The organism is Rhizobium sp. CFBP 8752, assembly GCF_014842035.1.
In the GTDB taxonomy this organism is placed as follows: domain Bacteria; phylum Pseudomonadota; class Alphaproteobacteria; order Rhizobiales; family Rhizobiaceae; genus Neorhizobium; species Neorhizobium soli.
The window spans coordinates 31,937-53,518 of the sequence record NZ_JACYUZ010000005.1 but is presented as its reverse complement, the minus strand read 5'-3'; the positions used below and the strand labels follow the sequence as shown (position 1 = coordinate 53,518).

Annotated in this window: 18 protein-coding genes and 3 pseudogenes; 10 read left to right on the top strand and 11 right to left on the bottom strand. The window is 59.2% G+C overall.

Features of this window, described 5'->3' with window-relative positions; all coding sequences use genetic code 11:
• Positions 1-44 precede the first annotated feature (44 nt).
• Positions 45-3,347: a Ti-type conjugative transfer relaxase TraA gene (gene traA, locus IFT59_RS20705; RefSeq protein ID WP_192088152.1), complete on the bottom strand. Its 3,303-nt coding sequence runs from the start codon at positions 3,345-3,347 to the stop codon at positions 45-47.
• A gap of 257 nt (positions 3,348-3,604) precedes the next feature.
• Between traA and traC the strand changes: the two genes are divergently transcribed.
• From traC to IFT59_RS20675, 6 genes are all read left to right on the top strand, one after another.
• Positions 3,605-3,901 (top strand): conjugal transfer protein TraC, encoded by a 297-nt coding sequence (gene traC / locus IFT59_RS20700; protein WP_192088151.1) that lies wholly within the window; start codon positions 3,605-3,607, stop codon positions 3,899-3,901.
• 4 nt (positions 3,902-3,905) lie between these two features.
• Complete coding sequence (traD, locus tag IFT59_RS20695) at positions 3,906-4,121, top strand: type IV conjugative transfer system coupling protein TraD (protein WP_192088150.1); 216 nt, start codon at positions 3,906-3,908, stop codon at positions 4,119-4,121.
• Entirely contained in the window at positions 4,108-6,084 is a 1,977-nt protein-coding gene (gene traG, locus IFT59_RS20690) for a Ti-type conjugative transfer system protein TraG (RefSeq protein ID WP_192088149.1), read from the top strand. Before traD ends, traG begins: the two co-directional genes overlap by 14 nt.
• Positions 6,085-6,122: 38 nt before the next feature.
• The gene (locus IFT59_RS20685; RefSeq protein ID WP_446737856.1) at positions 6,123-6,518 is read left to right on the top strand and encodes a thermonuclease family protein; all 396 of its coding nucleotides are present in this window, start codon (positions 6,123-6,125) and stop codon (positions 6,516-6,518) included.
• A 96-nt stretch (positions 6,519-6,614) separates the two neighbouring features.
• Complete coding sequence (locus IFT59_RS20680; protein ID WP_192088147.1) at positions 6,615-6,881, top strand: WGR domain-containing protein; 267 nt, start codon at positions 6,615-6,617, stop codon at positions 6,879-6,881.
• Between the two features lie 83 nt (positions 6,882-6,964).
• Positions 6,965-7,243, top strand: coding sequence for an HU family DNA-binding protein (locus tag IFT59_RS20675; protein ID WP_192088146.1), 279 nt, complete (start codon positions 6,965-6,967; stop codon positions 7,241-7,243).
• A 44-nt stretch (positions 7,244-7,287) separates the two neighbouring features.
• On the opposite strand, the gene IFT59_RS20670 is transcribed toward IFT59_RS20675, so the two are convergent.
• Entirely contained in the window at positions 7,288-7,596 is a 309-nt protein-coding gene (locus IFT59_RS20670) for a DUF736 domain-containing protein (protein ID WP_132279658.1), read from the bottom strand.
• Positions 7,597-8,103: 507 nt separating this feature from the next.
• On the opposite strand from IFT59_RS20670, the pseudogene IFT59_RS23185 reads away from it, so the two are divergent.
• The 3 genes and pseudogenes from IFT59_RS23185 to IFT59_RS20660 all read left to right on the top strand — a co-directional run.
• Positions 8,104-8,272 (top strand): annotated as a pseudogene (locus tag IFT59_RS23185) (IncP-type conjugal transfer protein TrbI); the annotation flags it as partial.
• Positions 8,273-8,491: 219 nt separating this feature from the next.
• Positions 8,492-9,115 carry a DUF433 domain-containing protein gene (locus tag IFT59_RS20665; RefSeq protein WP_192088145.1) on the top strand — a complete coding sequence of 208 codons (624 nt, stop codon included), beginning with the start codon at positions 8,492-8,494 and terminating at the stop codon, positions 9,113-9,115.
• Positions 9,116-9,119: 4 nt separating this feature from the next.
• On the top strand, positions 9,120-9,497 hold the full coding sequence (locus tag IFT59_RS20660) for a DUF5615 family PIN-like protein (protein WP_192088144.1): 378 nt from the start codon (positions 9,120-9,122) through the stop codon (positions 9,495-9,497).
• 193 nt (positions 9,498-9,690) lie between these two features.
• On the opposite strand, the gene IFT59_RS20655 is transcribed toward IFT59_RS20660, so the two are convergent.
• A complete protein-coding gene (locus IFT59_RS20655) occupies positions 9,691-9,924 on the bottom strand; it encodes a hypothetical protein (RefSeq protein ID WP_342366125.1) in 234 nt (77 codons plus the stop codon).
• Here IFT59_RS20655 and IFT59_RS20650 point away from each other — a divergent pair.
• Positions 9,883-10,397 (top strand): annotated as a pseudogene (locus tag IFT59_RS20650) (type IV secretory system conjugative DNA transfer family protein); the annotation flags it as partial. The gene IFT59_RS20655 and the pseudogene IFT59_RS20650 sit on opposite strands and share 42 nt — an antisense overlap.
• Before the next feature lie 125 nt (positions 10,398-10,522).
• Here IFT59_RS20650 and IFT59_RS20645 read toward each other — a convergent pair.
• The 8 genes and pseudogenes from IFT59_RS20645 to IFT59_RS20615 all read right to left on the bottom strand — a co-directional run bounded on the left by IFT59_RS20645 (position 10,523) and on the right by IFT59_RS20615 (position 21,522).
• Positions 10,523-10,744 carry a hypothetical protein gene (locus IFT59_RS20645; RefSeq protein ID WP_192088143.1) on the bottom strand — a complete coding sequence of 74 codons (222 nt, stop codon included), beginning with the start codon at positions 10,742-10,744 and terminating at the stop codon, positions 10,523-10,525.
• 405 nt (positions 10,745-11,149) lie between these two features.
• A complete protein-coding gene (locus IFT59_RS20640; protein WP_192088142.1) occupies positions 11,150-12,199 on the bottom strand; it encodes an NAD/NADP octopine/nopaline dehydrogenase family protein in 1,050 nt (349 codons plus the stop codon).
• A 77-nt stretch (positions 12,200-12,276) separates the two neighbouring features.
• A complete protein-coding gene (locus tag IFT59_RS20635) occupies positions 12,277-14,109 on the bottom strand; it encodes an ABC transporter ATP-binding protein (protein WP_342366135.1) in 1,833 nt (610 codons plus the stop codon).
• 90 nt (positions 14,110-14,199) lie between these two features.
• A pseudogene (locus IFT59_RS23180) lies at positions 14,200-14,871 on the bottom strand (ABC transporter permease); the annotation flags it as partial.
• 143 nt (positions 14,872-15,014) lie between these two features.
• Positions 15,015-15,968, bottom strand: a complete 954-nt coding sequence (locus tag IFT59_RS20630) for an ABC transporter permease (protein WP_192088141.1) — start codon at positions 15,966-15,968, stop codon at positions 15,015-15,017.
• A 36-nt stretch (positions 15,969-16,004) separates the two neighbouring features.
• Positions 16,005-17,549, bottom strand: a complete 1,545-nt coding sequence (locus IFT59_RS20625) for an ABC transporter substrate-binding protein (RefSeq protein WP_192088140.1) — start codon at positions 17,547-17,549, stop codon at positions 16,005-16,007.
• A 173-nt stretch (positions 17,550-17,722) separates the two neighbouring features.
• Positions 17,723-19,471 carry a hydantoinase B/oxoprolinase family protein gene (locus IFT59_RS20620; RefSeq protein ID WP_192088139.1) on the bottom strand — a complete coding sequence of 583 codons (1,749 nt, stop codon included), beginning with the start codon at positions 19,469-19,471 and terminating at the stop codon, positions 17,723-17,725.
• Positions 19,472-19,482: 11 nt separating this feature from the next.
• On the bottom strand, positions 19,483-21,522 hold the full coding sequence (locus tag IFT59_RS20615) for a hydantoinase/oxoprolinase family protein (RefSeq protein ID WP_192088138.1): 2,040 nt from the start codon (positions 21,520-21,522) through the stop codon (positions 19,483-19,485).
• Between the last annotated feature and the right edge of the window lie 60 nt (positions 21,523-21,582).

The following is a 21,582-nucleotide window of genomic DNA, read 5'->3' as shown; positions in this document are numbered from 1 at the left end:
GACGCTCGCGCTTGCAGTGACGAACGCAATCACCCCTCGCCTGCTCACTGATTGATCACCGGCGTCTGACGCTGAGCGACCTTCAGGTCCTCAACCTGCTTCAGCGTAGCAACCGTGCGTTCTTGTGCGGACAGTTGCTGGGCGGTCCGCATCACCGGCCAGGCTTCCTTCAGACGCTCCTTCTCCTGAGGTGCCAGCCCTTCAGAGAGCTTGTCGAACAGTTGGCCTTGTGGATTCTGCGCGGCGTTGGTCAGCAGGGTACGCTCGCCAAACCGCTCGGCCACCGCCTTGCCAAAACCGTCGATCTCGGCCTTGGTTTCGCGGTTGCTGAGTGCGTATGCCATCGCCGCGGGAAGATCGTTGCGGTCGATCGCGTCGCGCACCCGTTCCAGCACGCTCTGCGCCGCCGGCGACAGCGCCGGGATATCGATCGACACACGTTGGCGCAGCGTCTTCTCCTCACCCTCGATCCGCTGAACGGCGACCTCGCGGATCCGAAGGTAAGTTTCGATATCCCGCGTCAGCGCAGGTACGTTGAGTTCCGCGACCCGACGATCTTCGCGGTCAGACTTACTGGCGAGAATGCCGGTCTTGCCCTTGAGCGGCCCGACCGACGCGGGCTCGGCCGCAAGCTTGTGGAGCGTTAGCAACGCCACCTGTTTGTCGGCGAGGACCGCATCGAAGTTCATCGCCCGGAAGGCGGTTTCGGGATCGGCGAACACATAGCGGAAGCGGGTCGAGACCTCCTCCCATTGGTGTCTCACAGCAGGGTCATCAGCAACTTTCCGATCGACGGAGACGCTCAGTGGTACCGGGAACAGTTTTACGCCTGACACCATCGGGCGGGCCTCCTTGATCGTTTGTGATTTTAGGGTTTGGAGCAGGCCGAGGCGCTCGCCGGCGGCTCGGAGGCGGACAGCCAGATCGGCAAGCTTCGAGCTTTGGCGCAGCGTCCAGTCGAGCCGGTCGCGCAACAGGGTTCGGGCGACCTGGACGATGTGGAGGCCGCGGTTTTCGGCAAACGCGAGTGCCGGGCGGTAGAGGCCACCGCGCTCGTAATCGAGCGTGGTCTCTTTCGCATTCCTGCGCGACAGGATTTCCGTCAAACCGCCTGCCTTGGCGAAGGAACGCCGGCCATAATAGAGCGCCAGATCCTCGCGGTGGCGCGTCATCGCGACATAGGTGAGATGGCGATCGAGCGACAAGCTTGCCAGCACCTTCACCCGGTCGACCGTCGCACCCTGGCTCTTATGGATCGTGGTGGCATAGCCGTGATCCAGATTGTTGTAGAAGCGTTGCTCGACCAACACCTGACGTCGCTGATCACCCTCGCCGACCACGACGGATATCCGGTTCGGCGCTGCCTGGACGACACGGCCGATCATGCCGTTCTTGACGCCGAGCGAGCCTTCGTTTTTCAGGAAGACAATCTGGTCACCGGTATCGAAATGGCGGATACCATCTACCGTCTTGAAGGCATGGCCTTCAGTGAGAATGCCGCGCCCGACAAGCTTTTCACGCGCCAAGACATTGAGCATGCGGACGTCGCGGCGCAGGTGCGCCAGCATCAACATGGATTTCTTCGGATCGTAATCACGGTTCCAGTCGGCAATGAGGCTCTCGACAGCCTGAGCCTTCAGTTCCGAGCCAAGCACCCTGCCCTCGGAACGATAGGCGGCGAGCGCTTCGCCTATGCGGCCCCGCGCCAGATCGAGCGAGGCCTTGCGCATCCAGTCCTCGCGCTGGCGATAGATGGTTTCGAGTACGGCGTATCCGATACGATCGGCGATGGCGCGGAACGCGGCACCCGCTTCGATTGGCTGAAGCTGCTCGGGATCGCCGATAAGCACGAGCTTGGCGCCGGACTTGACCACCGCCTCCACGAAGCCGGCCATCTGCCTGGACGCCACCATGCCGGCCTCGTCCATAACAAATACCGTTCTGGCATCGAGCGTGTCGCGGTCCTTTTTCCAGCGCAGCTCCCAGGATGCCAACGTGCGGCTCTGGATCCCTGCTTCGCTCGAAAGACCCTCTGCCGCCTTTCCGGCAAGCGCTCCACCGACGACGCGATACCCAGCAAGTTCCCAGGCTTCGCGGGCAGCCTTCATCATCGTGGTCTTGCCAGCACCGGCGCGACCAACGACGGCGGCGATGCGCGCGGAGCCTGCGACGTGCTCGATTGCGGCTCGCTGCTCATCCGACAGCCGGGTATGTCGCGCGAAGGTCGCCGCCAGCACCGTCGGGGAGACACCATGCGTTTCCCGCTCGGACAACCAGAGGGATCGCCGGGCCATCTCTGCTTCGAGCCGGATCAGCTCCCGGGTGGTGTATCGCGCCGGCAGCCTCTGTCCGGTCGCGAACTCGATCGTGTCGCGCTGCAGACGCAGGGTTTCGGGATTCTGGAGAATGCGTGCCAAGAGCTGCTGGAAAATGCCGGGATCGTCGATATAGCGAAGCAGCACCTTGGCGACGTCGCGGTCATCGAAGACGCTCCTCTCACGCGTGATCAGTTCAAGCACGATGCCCGGATTTCGTAGAATGCGGCGGGCATTCTCACTACGCCGCTGCTCGTTCAACTCGATCCGTTCGAGCTCAGGACGCACACCCCTGACTTCCGCCTTGCGCTCGATCGCCTTGACGCCGACGCCGAGATGGATAGTCGGTTCGAGCGCGATGGCCTGCTTCTCGTAGGAGCGGCCGTCGATGCGAAGATCAATACCGCCCAGCGCCAGATGATGGTTCTGGCGCTCGAACCAACCATCCCGCAGCTTGCTGAAATCCTCCGTCGAACCGGCCCAGAGCTCGTAGACGATCTTGCCGGATTTGGTGCGGAGAGGCAGGCCGTCTTCTCCTGTCACCGCGACTTTCTTCGCCCCGAAACCATCTTCGGTCAGCGGGCGCAATGTCGTCATCAGGTGGATATGTGGGTTGCCGGGATTGTCGTGGTAGACCCAGTCGGCAACCATGCCCTTGGCGAGGATGTGTTTTTCCACGAAATCCCTGACCAAGGCTACGTTTTGCTCGGGGGTGAGCTCCAGCGGAAGAGCGATGGTCAGGTCCCGGGCGAGCTGTGCATCGCAGCGCTTTTCAAACGCCTCGACCTTGTTCCAGAAGGCTTCGACCGCGCCCGGGACCGAACGGTCAGCAATCATCGCCCGTGCCCATTTCGGGGCGTCAGTGGGAAGAACAAACTCCTCATGCAGCAGGCCCTGCTTGCGGGTGTAGTCGATGGTGCGGGCTTCGCGCTCGTATTCCATCTTGGCGCAGTGCCGGTAAGCCGCAGAAAGCACGGCGCTGCGACCGTCGCCGCGGCTGACAATGCTGGCTGAGAAATGGGCGATGGCCACGGCGATGAAATCTCCAAAGATAAACCTTCGTCCGTCGGGAGCGGCGGTCCAGCCCGGCCCCGCCAGGGCTGAACGCAAACTCGTCGCGTCAGCGACGTATAATTGCGCCCTTGGAACCGCTCCTTCGGAACGGCGGGATCATCCACGAAAGAATCGGCTTTGCCGATCTGCAGATCTGCAGATTCCCTTTTCAAGGCATCCGGGGGATTCTTGGCGTCGCAACAGCAACGCCAATGACCTCAAGGAGAGCATCCGGAATGAAGAAGCCATCATCCAAGATCAGGGAAGAAATCGCGAGATTGCAGGACCAGTTGAGAGCGGCTGAAACACGCGAGGCTGAACGCATCGGCCGGATCGCGCTGAAGGCCGGCATTGGTGAGATCGAGATCGACGAAGCAGAGCTTCAGACGGCATTCGAGGAGATTGCAGGAAGGTTTCGCGCGGGCCAAGGACAGGCGACGGCAAGAAAAAATGCGAGCAGCGGCAGGACCGGCAGCGAGACATCCTCGACGCTCCCGTCTGGCGCGAATGCGGGCGGGGCTAGTGAGGCTTGAACGGATGGCAAAGGGAATGTCATCGGAAGCGCGCAAGAATGACACGCGCGAGAAGATCGAGCTCGGTGGCCTGATCGTGAAGGCGGGCTTGCGCTATGAGAAACGGGCGCTGCTGCTGGGGCTGCTGATTGATGCAGCCAAACGAACCAAACTCAATGAGGCGGAGCGCGCGCGACTGACCACGATCGGTGCGGACGCATTCGGTCATGACGGTGAATAGACTTTTGCTGTCGATCGTTCCGGCGGTCGTCATCATCGCAATCATGTTCGCGACCTCCGGCATGGAACACAGGCTCGTGGGCTTTGGATCATCCGCGCAGACAAAGCTCTTGCTCGGGCGCGCCGGTCTCGCCTTGCCCTACGCCGCGGCTGCCGCAATCGGGGTGATCGCGCTGTTCGCCGCGAATGGATCGGCAAACATCAAGGCAGCCGCACTGAGCGTGCTTGCCGGAAATGGCGCGGTCATCGTCATCGCAGTCGCCCGGGAAGCAATCCGCCTCGCCGGCATTTCCAGCAGCGTGCCGGCGGGACAATTAGTTCTCGCCTATGCCGATCCGGCGACGATGGTCGGTGCCAGCGCCGCACTGTTCGGCGGGGTGTTTGCGTTGCGCGTCACAATCAAAGGCAACGCCGCCTTCGCCGAGGCTGGGCCCACGCGGATCGGTGGCAAACGTGCCGTGCATGGCGATGCCAACTGGATGACCATGCAGGAGGCACTGAAGCTTTTTCCAGACGCTGGCGGCATCGTCATTGGCGAGCGATACCGAGTCGATCGAGACAGTGTCGCGGCCGCGGATTTCCGTGCCGATGACCCACAGAGCTGGGGTGCCGGGGGCAAGTCGCCGCTGCTCTGCTTTGACGGCTCATTCGGCTCGTCGCACAGCATCGTCTTCGCCGGGTCGGGCGGCTTCAAGACGACATCTGTCACGATCCCGACCGCTCTCAAATGGGGCGGAGGGCTCGTCGTGCTCGATCCGTCGAGCGAGGTCGCGCCGATGGTCATCGAGCATCGACGCAAGGCTGGCCGCAAGGTGATCGTGCTCGATCCCGGCGACCCTGCGACCGGCTTCAATGCCCTCGACTGGATCGGCCGGTTCGGTGGTACCAAGGAAGAAGATATCGTCGCGGTGGCGACATGGATCATGACCGACAATGCCCGAGCAGCTTCCGCCCGCGACGACTTCTTCCGCGCGTCCGCCATGCAGCTGCTGACCGCGCTGATCGCCGACGTCTGCCTGTCCGGGCACACGGACGCAAAGGACCAGACGCTACGCCGGGTCCGGGCCAATCTCTCCGAACCAGAGCCGAAGCTGCGCGAACGGCTGACGCGAATCTACGAGCAGTCGGAATCCACTTTCGTGCGCGAGAACGTCGCCGTCTTCGTCAACATGACGCCGGAAACCTTCAGCGGCGTCTACGCCAATGCGGTCAAGGAGACGCATTGGCTTTCCTATACGAACTATGCCGCCCTCGTTTCAGGCGACAGCTTCTCGACCGACGAGCTGGCAACGGGCGGCACGGACATCTTCATCGCCCTTGACCTGAAGGTCCTGGAGGCGCATCCGGGGCTGGCAAGGGTGGTCATCGGCTCCTTCCTCAATGCGATCTATAATCGCAATGGCGAGGTTGGAGGTCGCACCCTGTTTCTGCTCGATGAGGTAGCACGCCTTGGCTATCTGCGCGTCCTGGAAACGGCCCGTGACGGCGGACGCAAGTACGGCATCAGCCTGGCGCTGATCTTCCAGTCGATCGGGCAGATGCGCGAGACCTATGGCGGTCGCGATGCAACCTCGAAATGGTTCGAGTCCGCATCGTGGATCTCGTTTGCCGCCATCAACGACCCGGAAACGGCCGAGTACATATCCAGGCGTTGCGGCGACACCACGGTCGAGGTCGACCAGACGAACCGCTCTTCCGGAATGAAGGGATCGTCACGCTCACGGTCGAAGCAATTGACCCGCCGCCCGTTGATCTTGCCGCACGAGGTGCTGCGCATGCGCGGTGATGAACAGATCGTCTTCACCGCAGGAAATGCGCCGCTACGCTGCGGTCGCGCCATCTGGTTCAGGCGCAAGGATATGAGCGCTTGCGTAGGGCAAAACCGATTTCACAGGCAGGCCATAAAAGGGTCCGAAGCCAATGAGACGGGTCTCGCAACAGGAATTGAGGAGACAACAGATTGAAAGCTTTCCCGGCCGTCGCCGCCCTATCAATCACGGCAATTTGCCTCGTCGCTTCTGCCGGGTCAGCCCAGCAAACGAAAAGCTCGAGCGAAGCATTTTCGATCTGCGGAAGCGGGCAACGGATAACCTGCGTGGTGGATGGTGATACATTCTGGTTTCGAGGCGAAAAGATCAGGATCGCCGACATCGACACGCCGGAACTCAGCCCGCCGAGATGCGCACGCGAGCGAGAGCTCGGCAATGCTGCGAAACAGCGTCTGCTCGAGATCCTCAATTCCGGTCTGCTCTCGTTCAAGACTTCCGCCAGGGATGAAGATCGCTTTGGCCGAAAGCTCAGGATCGTCTACCGCAATCGGCGCTCGGTCGGTGATATACTCGTCGCCGAAGGCTTGGCTCGGAAGTGGGAAGGATCGCGCCGGAGCTGGTGCGAATGATCCGGGCGCCGGCGGATCACTGTCGTGAATCGATGATGCCCGACCGATTCAAAACTCTCATTGGACGGCGGAATCCGAACGCGCGATTCTGCTCTTATGATCACGCAGCCCTACCACCTCTATGTCGAGCGTATCGCGCCGGAAAAGAACATGGCGCGGTTCTACGCACTTGCCGTTCAGCCGACACTGTTCGGCGAGGTGTCGCTGGTGCGCGCCTGGGGGCGGATTGGAACGCGCGGACAGCAGATGGTGCATCTGTTTGACAACGAGAGACAGGCCATCAACCTGTTCCTCGACGTGCTTCGCGAGAAGCGCAAACGGGGTTATCGGCCAAAAGGACCTGTGGACATCCCACGGATCTGATCCTCGGCCCCATCGTCGCCGATGACAATCCGGTCATAAGCTGACACGGATTTTATCTTTGACAACAAGATGCGAGGAATTCCATGACCACCACCAATGAAATCGCCGACAAGATCGCAGCCGATAACGGCCTGACGAAGGTTCAGGCCAAGGGTATCGTTGAGGCCGTATTCGAGGCAATCGCCGATGCCGCAGGCTCCGACGCTGAAACCTCAATCCCAGGATTCGGAAAATTTAAGGTGAAGGCATCGCCTGAGCGCGAGGGTCGCAATCCTGCGACCGGAGAAAAGATGACTGTTGCGGCTTCGAAGAAGCTGACCTTCGCGCCTGCCAAGGCGCTCAAGGATTCACTGAACAAGTGATCTATGAGATGGAGAGCCCGCCTTGGCAGGCGGGGCATCCAGTCTCAGTCCCGGTTCGACCGGGACCAGATGAGGGAGAGTCCTTCCTCGCCTTCGACCTCGATCAGCGTTGCGTAGATCGGGGCCGGAAAGCTCGGATCGTCGAGCTTTACCGAGAGGTAATCGCGGCCTTCGTTCGAGGTCTTCTTCCAGGCGGCGCCGAATTCTGTGGCTCCCGCGAGGATGCGGTAGTCAGGGCCTTTTTCGGAAGTGCGCTCAACAGTGCGGATGGTTGCCTTGACGTTGAGGTTGAGGGTCTTGATGGTGCCGGAGAAGCCGTTGCCGGAAGCGGTGAAAGAGCCGATGGTTGCCATTGTCGTATTCCTTTTCGGTTGTTCGGGCCGCGTCCATCGCGGCCTCGATGGCAGTCGATAGGACCGGAGACGATCAGCCTGCACCTGAAAGGCCGAAACGGAGTGGAGGACGGCCAAAGGAGAGGCTTTCTTGCCTCGCGAGGAATGGGTGCTTCAGCGCACAGGGGGAAGAAAACGAGCCGGCCGTTGCGGATGCCGATCGAGCCGAGCATCGCGAGGCGGTCTTTGGTCAGACATGCCCCATCGAGACCGCAGTGGACATGCCAGCTGGCAGATGAAGGGGCACGGCATGGCATCTTCGGTTGTGACAAGTGGGCTGCGTTGCATAGCGCCTGCAAGACTCAATCGAATGGATGAGACAACGCCACATGTGGGAGATTACCGGAACGGAACTTTGCATCCTCTCGCGTAGATGGTTTTGAGGCCATGCCTGGACGAAATCATTGAGGCGCGCTGCTCCGTCGCACGATGCACCCGACCGCACACACCTCTCCAGAAGACCGCTCTGACATGAATGATCTCGGCTATCTCCCAAACCAAGTCGTCCCACAGTTTCGCTCTACGAATTGAAGCGGGGATCCGTCTTTCCTGCGACCATGATCTTTGGCTTGAACTGTGACTTCCGGGCAGGATCTCGGCACAGGTCAGTCAGAACGTTTATGACCGCGCCAGAGGAAGAGGGAAACAAAACTCCTCCGTGATTACGTTACATGAGATTGCCCAGGCACTGGGTGTGAGCCATGTCGAACTGGTCACGGCGGACAGAGAGATTTAAAGCAAATGGCTCGGCCTCGCCACTCAGATGTGATGAGTCCACTCAATCTACCAGATCATCGAAACGCCTCTTCACTTCCTATCCAGATGCTATTATATATTCTCCACAAGGAGAATGATTATGGCTCAGATTTCACGCGTCTACACGCCTGCAGAAGCAGCCGCCGTCAGCGAAATTGCCGTGAAGTCGGTGCATAACGCAATCGACAAACGGATTATCGCCCGACGTCTCGCTGGAAATGAAGGGCGCGCGCTTTCCGACGATGATTTGCTGCGGCTCAAGCTCTGGTACGGTGTCGGCTCAATCCTGTCGGCTGAGCTTCGCCAACGGCTGTTCGACACCATAGACCAGAATCCAGATGCCGATACTGTTCGAGCAGACGATTATCTGATCGTGGATGTTGCCCGGGCCCGGGAACAGCTTGCTGCGCGTGCGGAGGCACTACGGGAAGCGGAACGCGTTATCGGATCTGTAAGGGGTGTCCTTGGCGGCGAACCGGTCTTCAGCAAAACCCGTGTTCCGGTCAGGACGATTGCCGCCATGAAGGCCCACGGCGCGACCACCGAGGAAATTGTCGACGGGTATCCTTCGCTCACTACGCGTATGGTAGAACTCGCAGAGATCTGGACCGCTGCTCACCCGGCACGGGGCCGGCCCCGCAAACTTTCCGACCTTGGCGCGACCGTGAAATCTGTAAAGCGTCTCTCACTTCCGAAGGCCGCTAGCAAATCGTCCGGCAGCTGATCTCGTGAAGTTCCTGATTGATGAGTGCCTGCACACGTCTCTCGTGGCCGTCGCTCAGGACAACGGCCACGATGGCTTCCACGTAAATTGGCTCGGCTTGAGCGGCGAGAAAGACCGGGGTCTGATGCCGCGCATCGTGGCGGAGGACTACACCTTTGTGACCAACAACGCGCGCGATTTCAGGAAACTTTACGGCAATGAAGAGATCCATGCGGGATTGATCATCATCGTGCCTCAGGTTGTTCCGGCATTGCAGCGCGACCTGTTTACGCTCGTCCTGGAGGAAGTTGCAGGCGGCGAAGAAGTCCTGAACGAGGTGATCGAGATCAGCACTGAGGGCGATGAAGCCGTTCTCACACGCTATTCGCTCCCGGCATACTGAGAGCGTCCTTAATTCACTGGTTCCTAGAACAGCGGCTCGACCGGTCACTTTTTGGGCTCCGATCCTAGTCGGATCGATCCTGATTCAGCGTCGTCGGGTTTGGGCGGAGTTTGCTCGCATTTCTAAAGATCCGTCCTCGCCAGCATCATCGGCCTTCACCGGCCAACGCTGCGCGACCGCGCCACCCGTATCCTCAGCCTGTAACAGGCCTCATCCTTGAACTTGCCCGGCCGCCAGGCGCGGATCGCGTCATCGAACAACAGCGGGAAACCTCTTCGCTCCTCGGATTTCCATACCGCTTTGCAACGAAACGAAGGATCTTGGCGAACATCGCTGTGCCCATGCGCAGGTTGGCGCAGGGATCGACCAGGTCGACCTTCAGTTCAGAAGCATCATTCGACTCGATAGCCGAGGGGATCTCGGCCACATGCGTATTCTGGAGACCGCTGATAATGATCTATCAATCGATCGGCCAACTGCGTGAAACCTATGGGCGCAACGCGTCGAGCAAATGGTTCGAGTGCGCAAGCTGGATCAGTTTTGCCGTATCAACGATCCGGCAACCGCCGATTACATCTCTCGTCGATGCGTTGTGACGACCGTAGAGATCGATCAGGTCAGCCGCAGTTTCCAGTCACGCGGCTCGTCTCGAACGCGCTCAAAGCGGTTGGTCGCCCGGCCGCTGATCCAGCCGCATGAAGTGTTGCGCATGCGGGAGGATGAGCAAATCGTTTTTACGGCCGGCAACCCGCCACTCAGATGCGAGCGCGCCATCTGGTTTCGGCGGGAAGATATGACAGCCGCGTCGGACGGAGCAGGTTTTGGCAGCGCGAAGCGCCTGCCGACAAAAAAATGAAGAGCATCGGAGAAATCAGCATCGCGACGACCGACAGGGCGTGATTTCGGGAATTCTCGTTATGCATCGGTCGGATATGGGGCAGCCGCAGGAGGCTTAGCATAGCGCCGCGCAAGCGGAAGCCGGAACCGACTGCCCCCGACAGAGGCATTCCGCTTCAGACGGTCGCTTACTCGCCGGAGACACCCTCTGTCAGTCCGTCGAAAACCTCGATCATCGCGTCGGTTATGGCTTGGCCAAGAGCGTTGCCAGCCGCGCGGACGTCGTCCTCAGAACCATCGCGGGCAGCACGTGCAAGATCAAACCCCTGAGCCGCAACAATCTGCTTGGCGACTTCGATGGCCCAGAGGCCGAAGTCGCCGCGGTTGTCGATCTGGATTGCGTCTTCCATCAGTCCTCCTGAAGTTGGTTCGGCGGTTCTTTCCATAGAGAATACGCAATGACAAGCGCGAGGCACTGATGTTGACCAGGGTCCCATCCAAGGTCTCGCCATGACATGGAGCGGCCGGCGAGAACCATGGTGTTGAGTTGGAAGTACCGGCCCGGCGAACCGGGCCACACTGCCCCATGCGATATCGTTTAAGCTCGAATCGCAATCTAGAGAGACAATGCGCCAGGTGGGTTCAAGGATGAAGTGCGATTGCGATAGATAATAGTGGCTTATCAGTTGCAAGGAACGACCCATGAAGCGCACCTACTCCCAGATTGATATGGATGAACGCCGCAAGATTGCTCGCCGAAGGTTTTATCCCGTGGCGGCGACAGTTCGAACGAAGAATAAACGTCCTAGCTCATTCTAGAAATAATTCAGTATTTCACGCAGCTCCGCAGTATCGATCTCCGGCAGCAGGTCATTCTCCGTCATGAAATTCCTCCCGTAGCAGGCGCTCAGAATGGCGACGCCGCTGCGATGTAGGGGAATGTCCGTGCCGGTCATCTCCGCGAGATATAGCAGGGGGACAAGACCAAACGGGACGTCTTCAAGCACGTAGCGGCTATCGATCGTTTTGGGCCCGGCTACATCCGCGCCTCGCCCGACCTGTAGGGCCGCAAGTTCGGCAACCGACTCGCCGGTCAGCCCGAAAGAGTTGCGGTAATGATCGAACACCGTGGCGACCGTCTTGCCACAAGCCTCAGCCAGAGCAAGGCGCTCACGGTCAAGAGACTCGATAAAACGACCGACGGTCGGAGTCATATTTTCTCGCTGTCCCCAAGCCTCCCCGCGCTCCAGCCTAGTCAAATTGCATAGTGCTATGGCCAGATGGCTTTGAGGATTGAGATTGCTTAAGGAGATCGTCAGCAGATCATCCTGCAACGCGAACCTTTGCCCGAAAAGCTCAACGCAGATATCAAAGCCCTGACCGGCCATCGCGCCCGGCACGACGGCCATGGACACCATTTTGCGTAGAGTGCCGACCCGCACCTCAGTGAACGACTGGGCCTTGCACGTCAGAGCCGTCGTGTTCCAAACCGCTACTGGTATCTGCAGTCCTCGCTCCGCCAGGCGCTTGAAGAGATAGAGAGCAGCAAATGAAAGGTGGCCGCTGATGATGATCGCATGCCTTGTATCCAGGTGTGGGACGAGAGCATCTATGACGTAACGATGGCCGTAGGCCGGCAGTGCCAGAACGACGACCCCGGCATTCGCCAGCTCGCTCGCACTTTGACAAACTCCAGGGCGAAACGCTCCTTCGATTGCACCGCTTACCTTTAATGGATGGCCGAGAAGCAGATCTGCAGTTCTGTTGCCCGATGGGGACCAAACACTCGTTTCATGCCCTCGGCTAAGAAGCAGAGCTGCGTACCCCATAGCAATCGCGCCCGCTCCCGCAATACCAACCCGCATTGATTCATTCTCCGAAGGAGGCCAAAGCATCTGCGCCGCACGAGTGGTGGCGCCTTAGTTTCCTTGGTGCTCTCAGGTTAATCCCACTCGCTGTCCCAAACCATCACCTTATGGCCGCCGCCGACATCCCGGTAGAGACGGGCGGGCGGAACATAGTCTGGGGTCCTGACAGGGCTTTTGATCTCGCCGTTGGTGACGGCGCGGCGCTCATGGCGCTTTGACGGATCAGCAATCGGGACGGCGGACAGCAGTCGCTTTGTATAGGGATGCTGGGGGTTTTTGAAAATCGCTTGACGTGGCCCGATTTCGACAATCTCGCCAAGATACATCACTGCCACCCGGTGACTAACCCGTTCAACGACCGCTATGTCATGGCTAATAAACAGGTAGCTCAATCCCATCTCGGCCTGAAGGTCGAGCATGAGGTTGGCCACCTGCGCCTTCACCGAAACGTCCAGCGCGGAAACGGCTTCGTCTGCCACTATGAGCTTCGGCTTCAGAGCCAAGGCACGAGCGATACAGATGCGTTGGCGCTGCCCGCCCGAAAACTCATGTGGGTAACGCGATGCCATGTCGGGGCTCAAGCCCACTTTTGCCAAAAGCTCCGCAACTGTGTCGCGTGCATCAGCAGCACTGCTGAGACCATTTATGATTAAGGGATCGGCAATTGCTGCCCCAACCGAGAGACGTGGATTAAGGCTCGCATAGGGATCTTGGAAGATCATCTGCATCTTCTGCCGTTGCCGCCGCAGACCGGCGTCGTCGAGTGCAAGGACGTCGAGACCTTCGAGCAGGACGGAACCGGACTGCGGTTCAAGCAGTCGCAATACAGAGCGACCGGTCGTCGACTTGCCGCAGCCGGACTCCCCGACAAGCGCCAACGTCTCGCCCGTCATGAGATCGAACGACACATTCTCGACAGCATGAACTCTTCCCTCGATCGAGGAGAGCAGCCCACCGCGAATGTCAAACCGGGTCGTCAAGCCTCGCACTTCAAGCAAAGGCCGATCTGTCTCCCGCACCGTATTAGGAAACACATCCGGGGTGTTGAGTTCGCCCGTAACTCGATCGATCATCGGAAAGCGCATCGGAAGCGCGCAGCCATCCATCGAACCAAGCCTTGGGACTGCGGAAAGAAGGGCGCGCGTATAGGGGTGCTTCGGAGCCTTGAAGATTTCCTCCGTTGAGCCGGCCTCGACCGCTTCCCCCTTGTACATCACAACAGTCCGGTCCGCGATCTCGGCAACCACTCCCATGTCGTGAGTGATGAAGAGGATGGACATGTCATCCTCCCTTTGCAGTTCCTTGATCAGGTCAAGGATCTCCGCTTGGATGGTCACGTCGAGCGCTGTCGTAGGTTCATCCGCGATCAGGAGTTTCGGCTTGCCGGCAAGCGCCATGGCGATCATGATTCGCTGGCGCATACCGCCCGACAGTTCGAATGGGAACTGGTTCAACCGGCGTACCGGATCGGAAATTCGAACTTTGCGCAGCATGTCGAGAGCGAGCTCCCGGGCTTGCGCTTTGGTACAGCTTTCATGGACACGAATGGCTTCCGTCAGCTGGTCACCAATCCGGTATACGGGATTGAGACTGGTCATCGGCTCTTGAAAGATCATCGCTACATCGCTGCCGTTCAGCGACCTGGCGCTCTCGGGGTCGATCCGGGCGAGGTCGAGAACTTTGCCGGACTTCGATGCGAACGCCATCCGCCCCGCTGTCACGGCAGCGCTTTTATCGGGTAGAAGCCCCATGATCGACAGACTTGTCACCGATTTGCCGGAGCCGGATTCACCGACGATTGCAACTGTCTCTCCACGGCCCACTTCAAAAGATACGTCTTTGACGGCCGCCAAGGCGCCGCTCGGCGTAGCAAACTCCGTCCGAAGCCCACTTACCGAAAGCTGAATCCCTTTGGAGAGGGTGGCAGGTGAGGCATCCTGGCCGGCGTGCTTACGCCGTTTGCCGAAAGACAGGCCTTTCACCTTGGTCGTCCGCGGATCGAAGACGTCGCGAACGGCGTCGCATAGTGAATTGACGATAAAAATGGTCACGACAAGCGCCAGGCATGGCCAGACGAGCCCCATCGGGTTAAGTTCTAGGTAGCTGCGCGCGCCCCGGATCATCAGGCCCCATGAAGGTGTCGGCGGCACGATGCCAAGCCCCAGGAAGCTCAACCCCGACTCCACGACGATTGCCGCTGCGACAACAAGCGAGAACTGCACGAACAAAGGCGCCGCAATGTTCGGCAAGATCGTTGCGCGCAGGATCCTCACTGGACCTGCGCCTATCGCCCGCATCGCCTCAACATACTCCTTTTGCTTGACTGACCGGACTTCCCCGTAGGCAATTCGAGCAAATTCGGGCGCGTAGAAGATTGCCATTGTGACAATCAGCGTCACCGTCCCGGGCCCGGTAAAGGCGATCACCAGCAATGCCAGCAGAATTGGCGGAAACGCAAGCATGAATTCCGCCACGCGAACGGTGAGTACTTCGGCAATCCCGCCAAAGTATCCGCCGACCATGCCAGCCGATATTCCGATGGCTGCCGCAATGATGCCGGTAGCAAACGCGACGCTGAGCGATACCCGTGCGCCGTGAAGCAGGCGGCTCAGAACGTCGCGGCCGAACTCATCCTGACCAAGCCAGTGGGCAGCGGACGGCGATGCCATACGACCGGAAATATCCATTGCCAAGGGGTCGGAGGGGGCAATGACGGGTGCAAGAACTGCAACGAGAATCAACAGACAGAGTGCGATTGCCGAGGGCGCAAGATGCCGGTATCTCGCATTCTTCCAGATCTGAGAGAACATATTCATGACTTTCGAACCTGCGGATCGAGGACTGAGTAGAGCACGTCGACGATGAGATTGAGCAAGATGAAGAGAGACGCCGTTACCAGCACGATGCCCTGTACTTCGGGATAGTCGCGATTTTCGACGGCTTTGACGAGGAAGCCGCTCATTCCTGGCCAGTTGAAGATGAATTCGACCAGGACGGTACCGCCCAACATCGATCCCATCTGCAGGCCAGTGACGGTAAGGACTGGTCCAAGTGCATTGCGGACCACATGTCGTCTTAATACCTTGCGCTCCTTGACGCCCTTGGCTCGAGCAGTGCGAACCCAATCCTGCTCGAGGACATCGAGAACGGTCGAACGCGTCATGCGAACGATGATAGCGGTGAATCCGACTGCAATTGCAGCGGAAGGCATTAAAAGAAGCGTGAGATGTGCAGAGGGCGACTGGCTGAACGGCACAAAACCTCCAGCCGGGACAAGCCGCAGCATCAGCGCAAAGACCAGCACGAACAATGTACCCAGCACGAAGGTTGGGACCGACAATGCAAGGCTGGACACCCAGCCGAGCGCACGGTCGACCCAGCTTCCACGTTTGCGCGCGGCGAGGACGCCGAGCGGGATACCGAGAGAAAGCGACAGCACCGTCGCCATTCCGATCAGCTCAAGTGTTCGCGGCAAACGCTGGGCGATATTGCCCAGAACGTCCTCGTTGTCTTGAAAACTGCGTCCTAGATCTCCGGACACCAGACGCATCAGGTATTCTAGGTATTGCTGGTGCAGAGGTAGGTCGAGCCCGAGCCTAGCCCGCATTTCTGCCACAGCCACTGGATCAGGAGCCATGCCGTCGGCAGACAACATCACTTCAACCGGATCGCCCGGCACGACATGCAGGATCATGAAGACCGCTGTGGCGACCATGAAGATCATTATGGCCGCCACGGCACATCTTCTCACGATATAGGTGAGCATTATGGCCCTTCCCATTCAAGAACTTGGAACGTCGGCTTAGCCGATATGAACGGTGTCAAAAGCCATACCGGACTGATTGAGCAGGAAGTCTGGGAGTGCCTTAAATTCCTTTACCGTGTCGCGCATCGCATAAGCCTGGACGCGGTAGTTGAGGAAGGTGACGGGAACGGTCTCCGCAACGGCCTTCTGCAGGTCGGTATAGATCTGCACACGCTTCTGCTGATCGCTTTCGTGGCGTCCGCGCGCCAGCAGATCGTCCAGCCTGGGATCGCTCAGGCCGAACGATCGGCGATAGGAATTCGAGCCTGAGCCAAACAATGCTGTCAGGTCGTCAGGATCGCCGAGTTCTGGCGCGCCGCCGTTAATCGCCATGTGGTAGCGACCTTCGTTGCCTTGAGAAATACGCACGCCCCATTCCGGCAGGCTAAGCTTGATGTTCATTCCGACCGCAGCCAGATGCTGCTGCATGATTTCGGCTATGTCTTTGTGGAAGCCATAAGTGCTGGTGGACAGCAGGGTCGCTTGCAAATTCTCGGCTCCAGCCTCCTTAAGAAGCGATTTGGCGCGATCGGGATCGTAGGGCCAGAGATGATCCAGTTCCGCGGATCTGAAGGGCGATGTTTCTGGTAGTGGTACACCGTCCAGAACCTTCCCCTTTCCAAGGAAGGCAGCCTGCACCACATCTTCGCGCTTGATCGCGTGCGCAACCGCGCGGCGAACACGTGCATCTGTGAAGGGACCCTGTTTCAGATTGAAGACGACGTACATGTATAGGCCAAGCGACGACTGCATCGCGATACCGGGTGTCTTCGACAGGCTCTCCATGCTTTGCCATGGTACGTATTCGATAATGTCGACGTCGCCGGCATTCAGCGCTGCCACCCGAAGGCTGTCATCGGCATAAACGACAAGCCGTACCTCCTCTGTCTTGGGCAGGCCCGGCTTATAGAAGTCCTTGCGTGCCTTGAAGGTTAGCGACACGCCCTTTTCGGAACTTTCTAGCGTGAACGGCCCGGCGCCGATCATTGCATCGGGATCGTCCATCTGCTTGGCGAAGACGATTGGTGCGTTCTGCCCGGCAAGTACATTGAGGAAAGCGGGTGTCGGTTGCTTGAGAGAGATGCGAACGGTTCCCGCATCAATAACCTCAACAGTCTCGATAGCCTGAAAAGCCTGACGAAGATAAGCTGTCGATTTTTCTGCACGGATGAAATCAAACGACGCCTTGACGTCGTCGGCTGTCACGGGTGCGCCGTTCTGGAACGTGGCGTTCGGCCGAAGCTTGAAGACGTATGTGCGGGGATCCGGAAGCGACCAGCTTTCCGCCAGTTCCGACTGAATCTTGCCGCTATCACTGAAGCTCAACAATCCGCGGAATTTCAGTAGCTTGGCGGTGCGCGATGCGGCGCCGGAATATTCGAACGGCCTCAGGTTCGGTGGATAGGCTGACAGCGCATAGGTGACTGCTCCCGGCGTCGCCGCCCGCGCAGCGCGATAGGACAAACCTGGGGTGAGCAGGCTTGCACCGAGCGCTCCGCCCCCGATGAGAAGTGCATTGCGACGTGTTATGAAATGTCCCATTTTCAAGTTCCCTTTTTCTTGTATGTTCTTGTTGCTGCCGTTTTTTGACAACGCTTCTTCGCCCCGTCCGGATTTTGACAGGATCGCAGCCCATAAATCCAAGTCAAATTTTCCTATGCCGCATTCCTTAAGTTATAGGTGAGACGAGCAATAACGGACGAAAGCCTAGCGTTTTAAGCCGAGTTCAAAGCCGCCTTGACGAGCTCTTCCCCATAGTCTCTGGAGGCGGCTTCCTTCGTAATAAGTTCGTCGCGAAGATCACGCGCAATATCGTCGGGAGATCGTTCCCGAGGTGCACCAAAGCCCCCGCCGCCCGGGGTATGGATGCGTATGGTTTCCCCCGCGCCGATTACGAGGTACGAGACTTTCAGCGGCAGGCTCTCCTGACCGTCGCCCCCGAAATTGCGAGTGAGCGAGCTGAGACCGCCGGTGCCACCGCCATCGATGCCTTCGGCACCGTGAATATAGCTGTCCGAGCGCACCGACACGATCGTCCCGTCATGAATGGCACGGATCTGTCGTGCAATGCCAAGGCCGCCACGCTGTCGCCCTGCCCCGCCGGAATCCACGACGAGGCTGTATTCGTCGCAAAGGAACGGAAACTCGTTTTCGAGCGCTTCTACCGGCAGGTTCAGACTGTTGGTGACGTGAACATGGATCGCATCCATGCCGTCGCTGTCGTGCCGCGCGCCGCTGCCGCCACCGATTGTCTCGCCATAGTGATACAGGCCGCCATTCGACTTTGCAGCCGAGAAGGAGATCGTCGGCAGGAGATCATTGCTCGAGGCGATGAGGCGCTCGACAGGCAGAATCTCCCTGAAGGCACCGAAGACGGCGCCTGCGAGCTTCTGGCATGTAATGCTTCGCGCACCGCAGGCCGCTGGAAACCTAGGATTTGCGATAGAACCTTTTGGGGCCGAGATGATCAAGGGTTCGAACATGCCGCTATTGGCCATGAGTTCCGGGTCGAGCAAAGCCTTGATGCAGTAATAGACCGTGGCTCGCAGGGCGTTGCGAGGGACGTTGAGAGCGCCTTGTGCCTGGGGGCCGGTGCCTTCGAAATCGATATGGAGCGTATTTCCACGCGGAGAGACAGTTGCCACCAATGGAAGCGGCCCGCTGCCACTGCCATCGTCGTCGAGCCAGGTAGTGAAGCTAAAACTTCCGGCCGGAAGGGTTCCGATACGACGCTTAAGCCGCTCACATGTATAATACAGGACATCGTCGATCGCAGCCTGCGCCTCATCGACACCCATACGCTCGAACAGGGCGCGGGTCTCATCACCCCCTCTATTGTTGACCGCAATCTGGACCTGAATGTCGAGGCGGCGCTCTTGGGAGAGACGCGAATTGTTCGAGATCAGGTTGAGCAGGTCTTCGTCGAGGACGCCGGCGCGGACAATCCGGATGATCGGGATACGCAAACCCTCCTCGAACACGGAGCGTGATTTCGCCGAAATCGAACCCGGTACGGATCCACCGATATCCGAATGGTGACCGATATTGGCGGCAAAGGCTATGATCCGACCATCGATGAATACGGGCGTTATGACGGCAATGTCCGGCAGATGCGTGCCGCCGGCAAGGTAAGGATCGTTGCAAATGAACGCGTCGCCCTCGACCATGTCGGCCACGCCGTAGCGTTCCAACAGCGCTTCGGTGGCACCTAGCAAAGAGCCGAGATGAAGCGGGATATGCGTTCCCTGGGCAATCAGGTTTCCTCGCATATCGAAGATGCCGACGGAAAAATCCCGACGCTCCTTGATCTGTGTGGAGAACGAGGAGCGCATCATCTGGATCGCCATGCTCTCGGTAATCGACAGCATCCGATTGCTGAAGACTTCCATTGCGATGGCATTGATCTCGCGCTTCTCTTTTTGGATCAGGTCGTCCCGGATCGCTTTCTGAGCTTGTACGGTCATGACTATCTCCTTCAATTCGTGATGATGATGTTGCCGAAGGCGTCGATAGCTGCAGTTTGGCGGGCAAGAACGACGGTCGTAGAGCTCATCTCGTCAATGATCGCAGGGCCAGCAACGTCTTCACCGACTGGGAGGGCCGAGCGGCGGTAAATCGGCGTAAGACGCCAGCCTTCCTGCGGACCGAAATAAACCTCGCGCTCTCCGGTTCTGGCCCCGGCAACGCTGGCGCCGCCGGCATAGGTCGGAGTGATGCTTTTCGGAACCCGGCCGACAGCCTGCAGGCGGCAGCTCACGATGACGACAGCCTGACCGGGAATGTCGTAGCCGTAGCCTGCCTTGTGCGCTTCGGCGAAATCCGCCAGGAACTGTGCTAGCCCATCACTGTCGACGCCGTTCAATGCGACGCGAATATCGTGGGTCTGACCGGCATAATGGGCGTCGATGGCAAGATGGAATTCTCGCAGGGCGGTATCAACCTTTTCCGTCTCCAACCAGTCATCGCCGTCACTCAGCATCTCGCCCAAGGCTTTGCACGCCGTCTTCCAGCCCTCAGCGGTTGCCTCTGCAAGCTGCATGCGAACAAAGTCGAGGCTGACATCCAGAAGCAAAGCGCCGCGTGCGCACATCGTGCCGGGCTCCTGCGGCACGAGAATACGCCGAATGCCAGATTCGCGTGCCACCTCTGCGGCGTGGAGCGGACCGGCGCCGCCGAACGCAAAGAGGGTGATCTCGGCGATGTCGTGTCCCTGCTCGGTTGTCACGGCGCGGATGGCCCGGCTCATATTGGCCACAGCCACCTGCAAAATGCCGTAGGCCGCTGCCTCTCCGGTGATCCCGAGAGGTCGGGCGATACGCTCTTCGATCGCGTCGAGGGCCGATGCCCGGTCAATCGGCATCCGGCCGTCAAGCAAGGCAATCGGGTTCAAACGGTTGAGGCAGATGTTCGCATCAGTAAGGGTCGGTTCTTCACCGCCTCTGTTGTAGGCGATGGGACCGGGCAATGCGCCGGCACTGCGCGGGCCGACCTTCAGGGCACCTGCATCATCGACATAGGCAATGCTTCCGCCGCCGGCACCGATGACATGAATGTCGACCATGGGCAGCTTCACCGGATACCCGGCCACATCCCGACTGGAGGTGAATTTCGGCCGGCCGTCGACAATCAGCGAAACGTCCGTGCTCGTGCCGCCGACGTCATAAGTGACGATCTTGGCTATATTGGCAGCAGCGCCCACGACAGCGGAACCGATGACACCAGCGGCAGGGCCGGACAGGCAGGTCGTCACGGGCAGCCGTTTCGCAGTATCGATGGACAGAAGGCCGCCGTTGGAATGGATTGTCATCGGCGCAACCGGAATGCCGAGTTCGCGCAGCTTCTCCTCCAGCCTGTCGAAATAGTCCGCCATCTTCGGCCCGACATAGGCATTGAGAACGGTGGTGGAGGTCCGCTCGTATTCCCGGAACTCCGGCAAGACCTTCGACGACAGGCTCACGTAAATACCGGGCAATTTCTCTGCGATGATCCGGGCGGCCTCGTCCTCATGGGCGGCATTGCGATAAGAATGGAGGAAACAGACAGAAAGCGCCTTGATGCCGGTGGATGCCAACTCGTCGAGAACAATTTCGAGCTCACCTCTGTCCAGGTCCTTGAGGGCGGCCCCCTGGGCGTTCAGCCTCTCGTCAACCTCGCGCCGGCGAAACCGCTCGACCAGCGGGTCCGGCTTGGTGATCGACACGTCGTAGAGAGCCGGTCGCGTCTGGCGGCCGATGGCCAGCACATCTCGGAACCCCTTGGTGGTGATCAAGGCTGTCGGCACCCCGCGTCGCTCGATGATCATGTTCGTCGCCACTGTCGTGCCATGGCCAATATAGGAGACGTCGGCGGCCGCTATATCGAAGCTCTTCAAAACCTGTTTGATACCATCGACTATTGCCACCGAGGGATCGGCCGGGGTCGACGAGAGCTTGAAGTAACGGTTCTCTCCAGTGACCGCGTTGGTGACAGTAAAATCTGTAAAGGTACCGCCGACATCGACGCCAATTCTATACATTTGTATTTGCTCCATTGATCAAGCCGCCGTCCGACGAAAAGACGGGAGTTGTTGCGGATA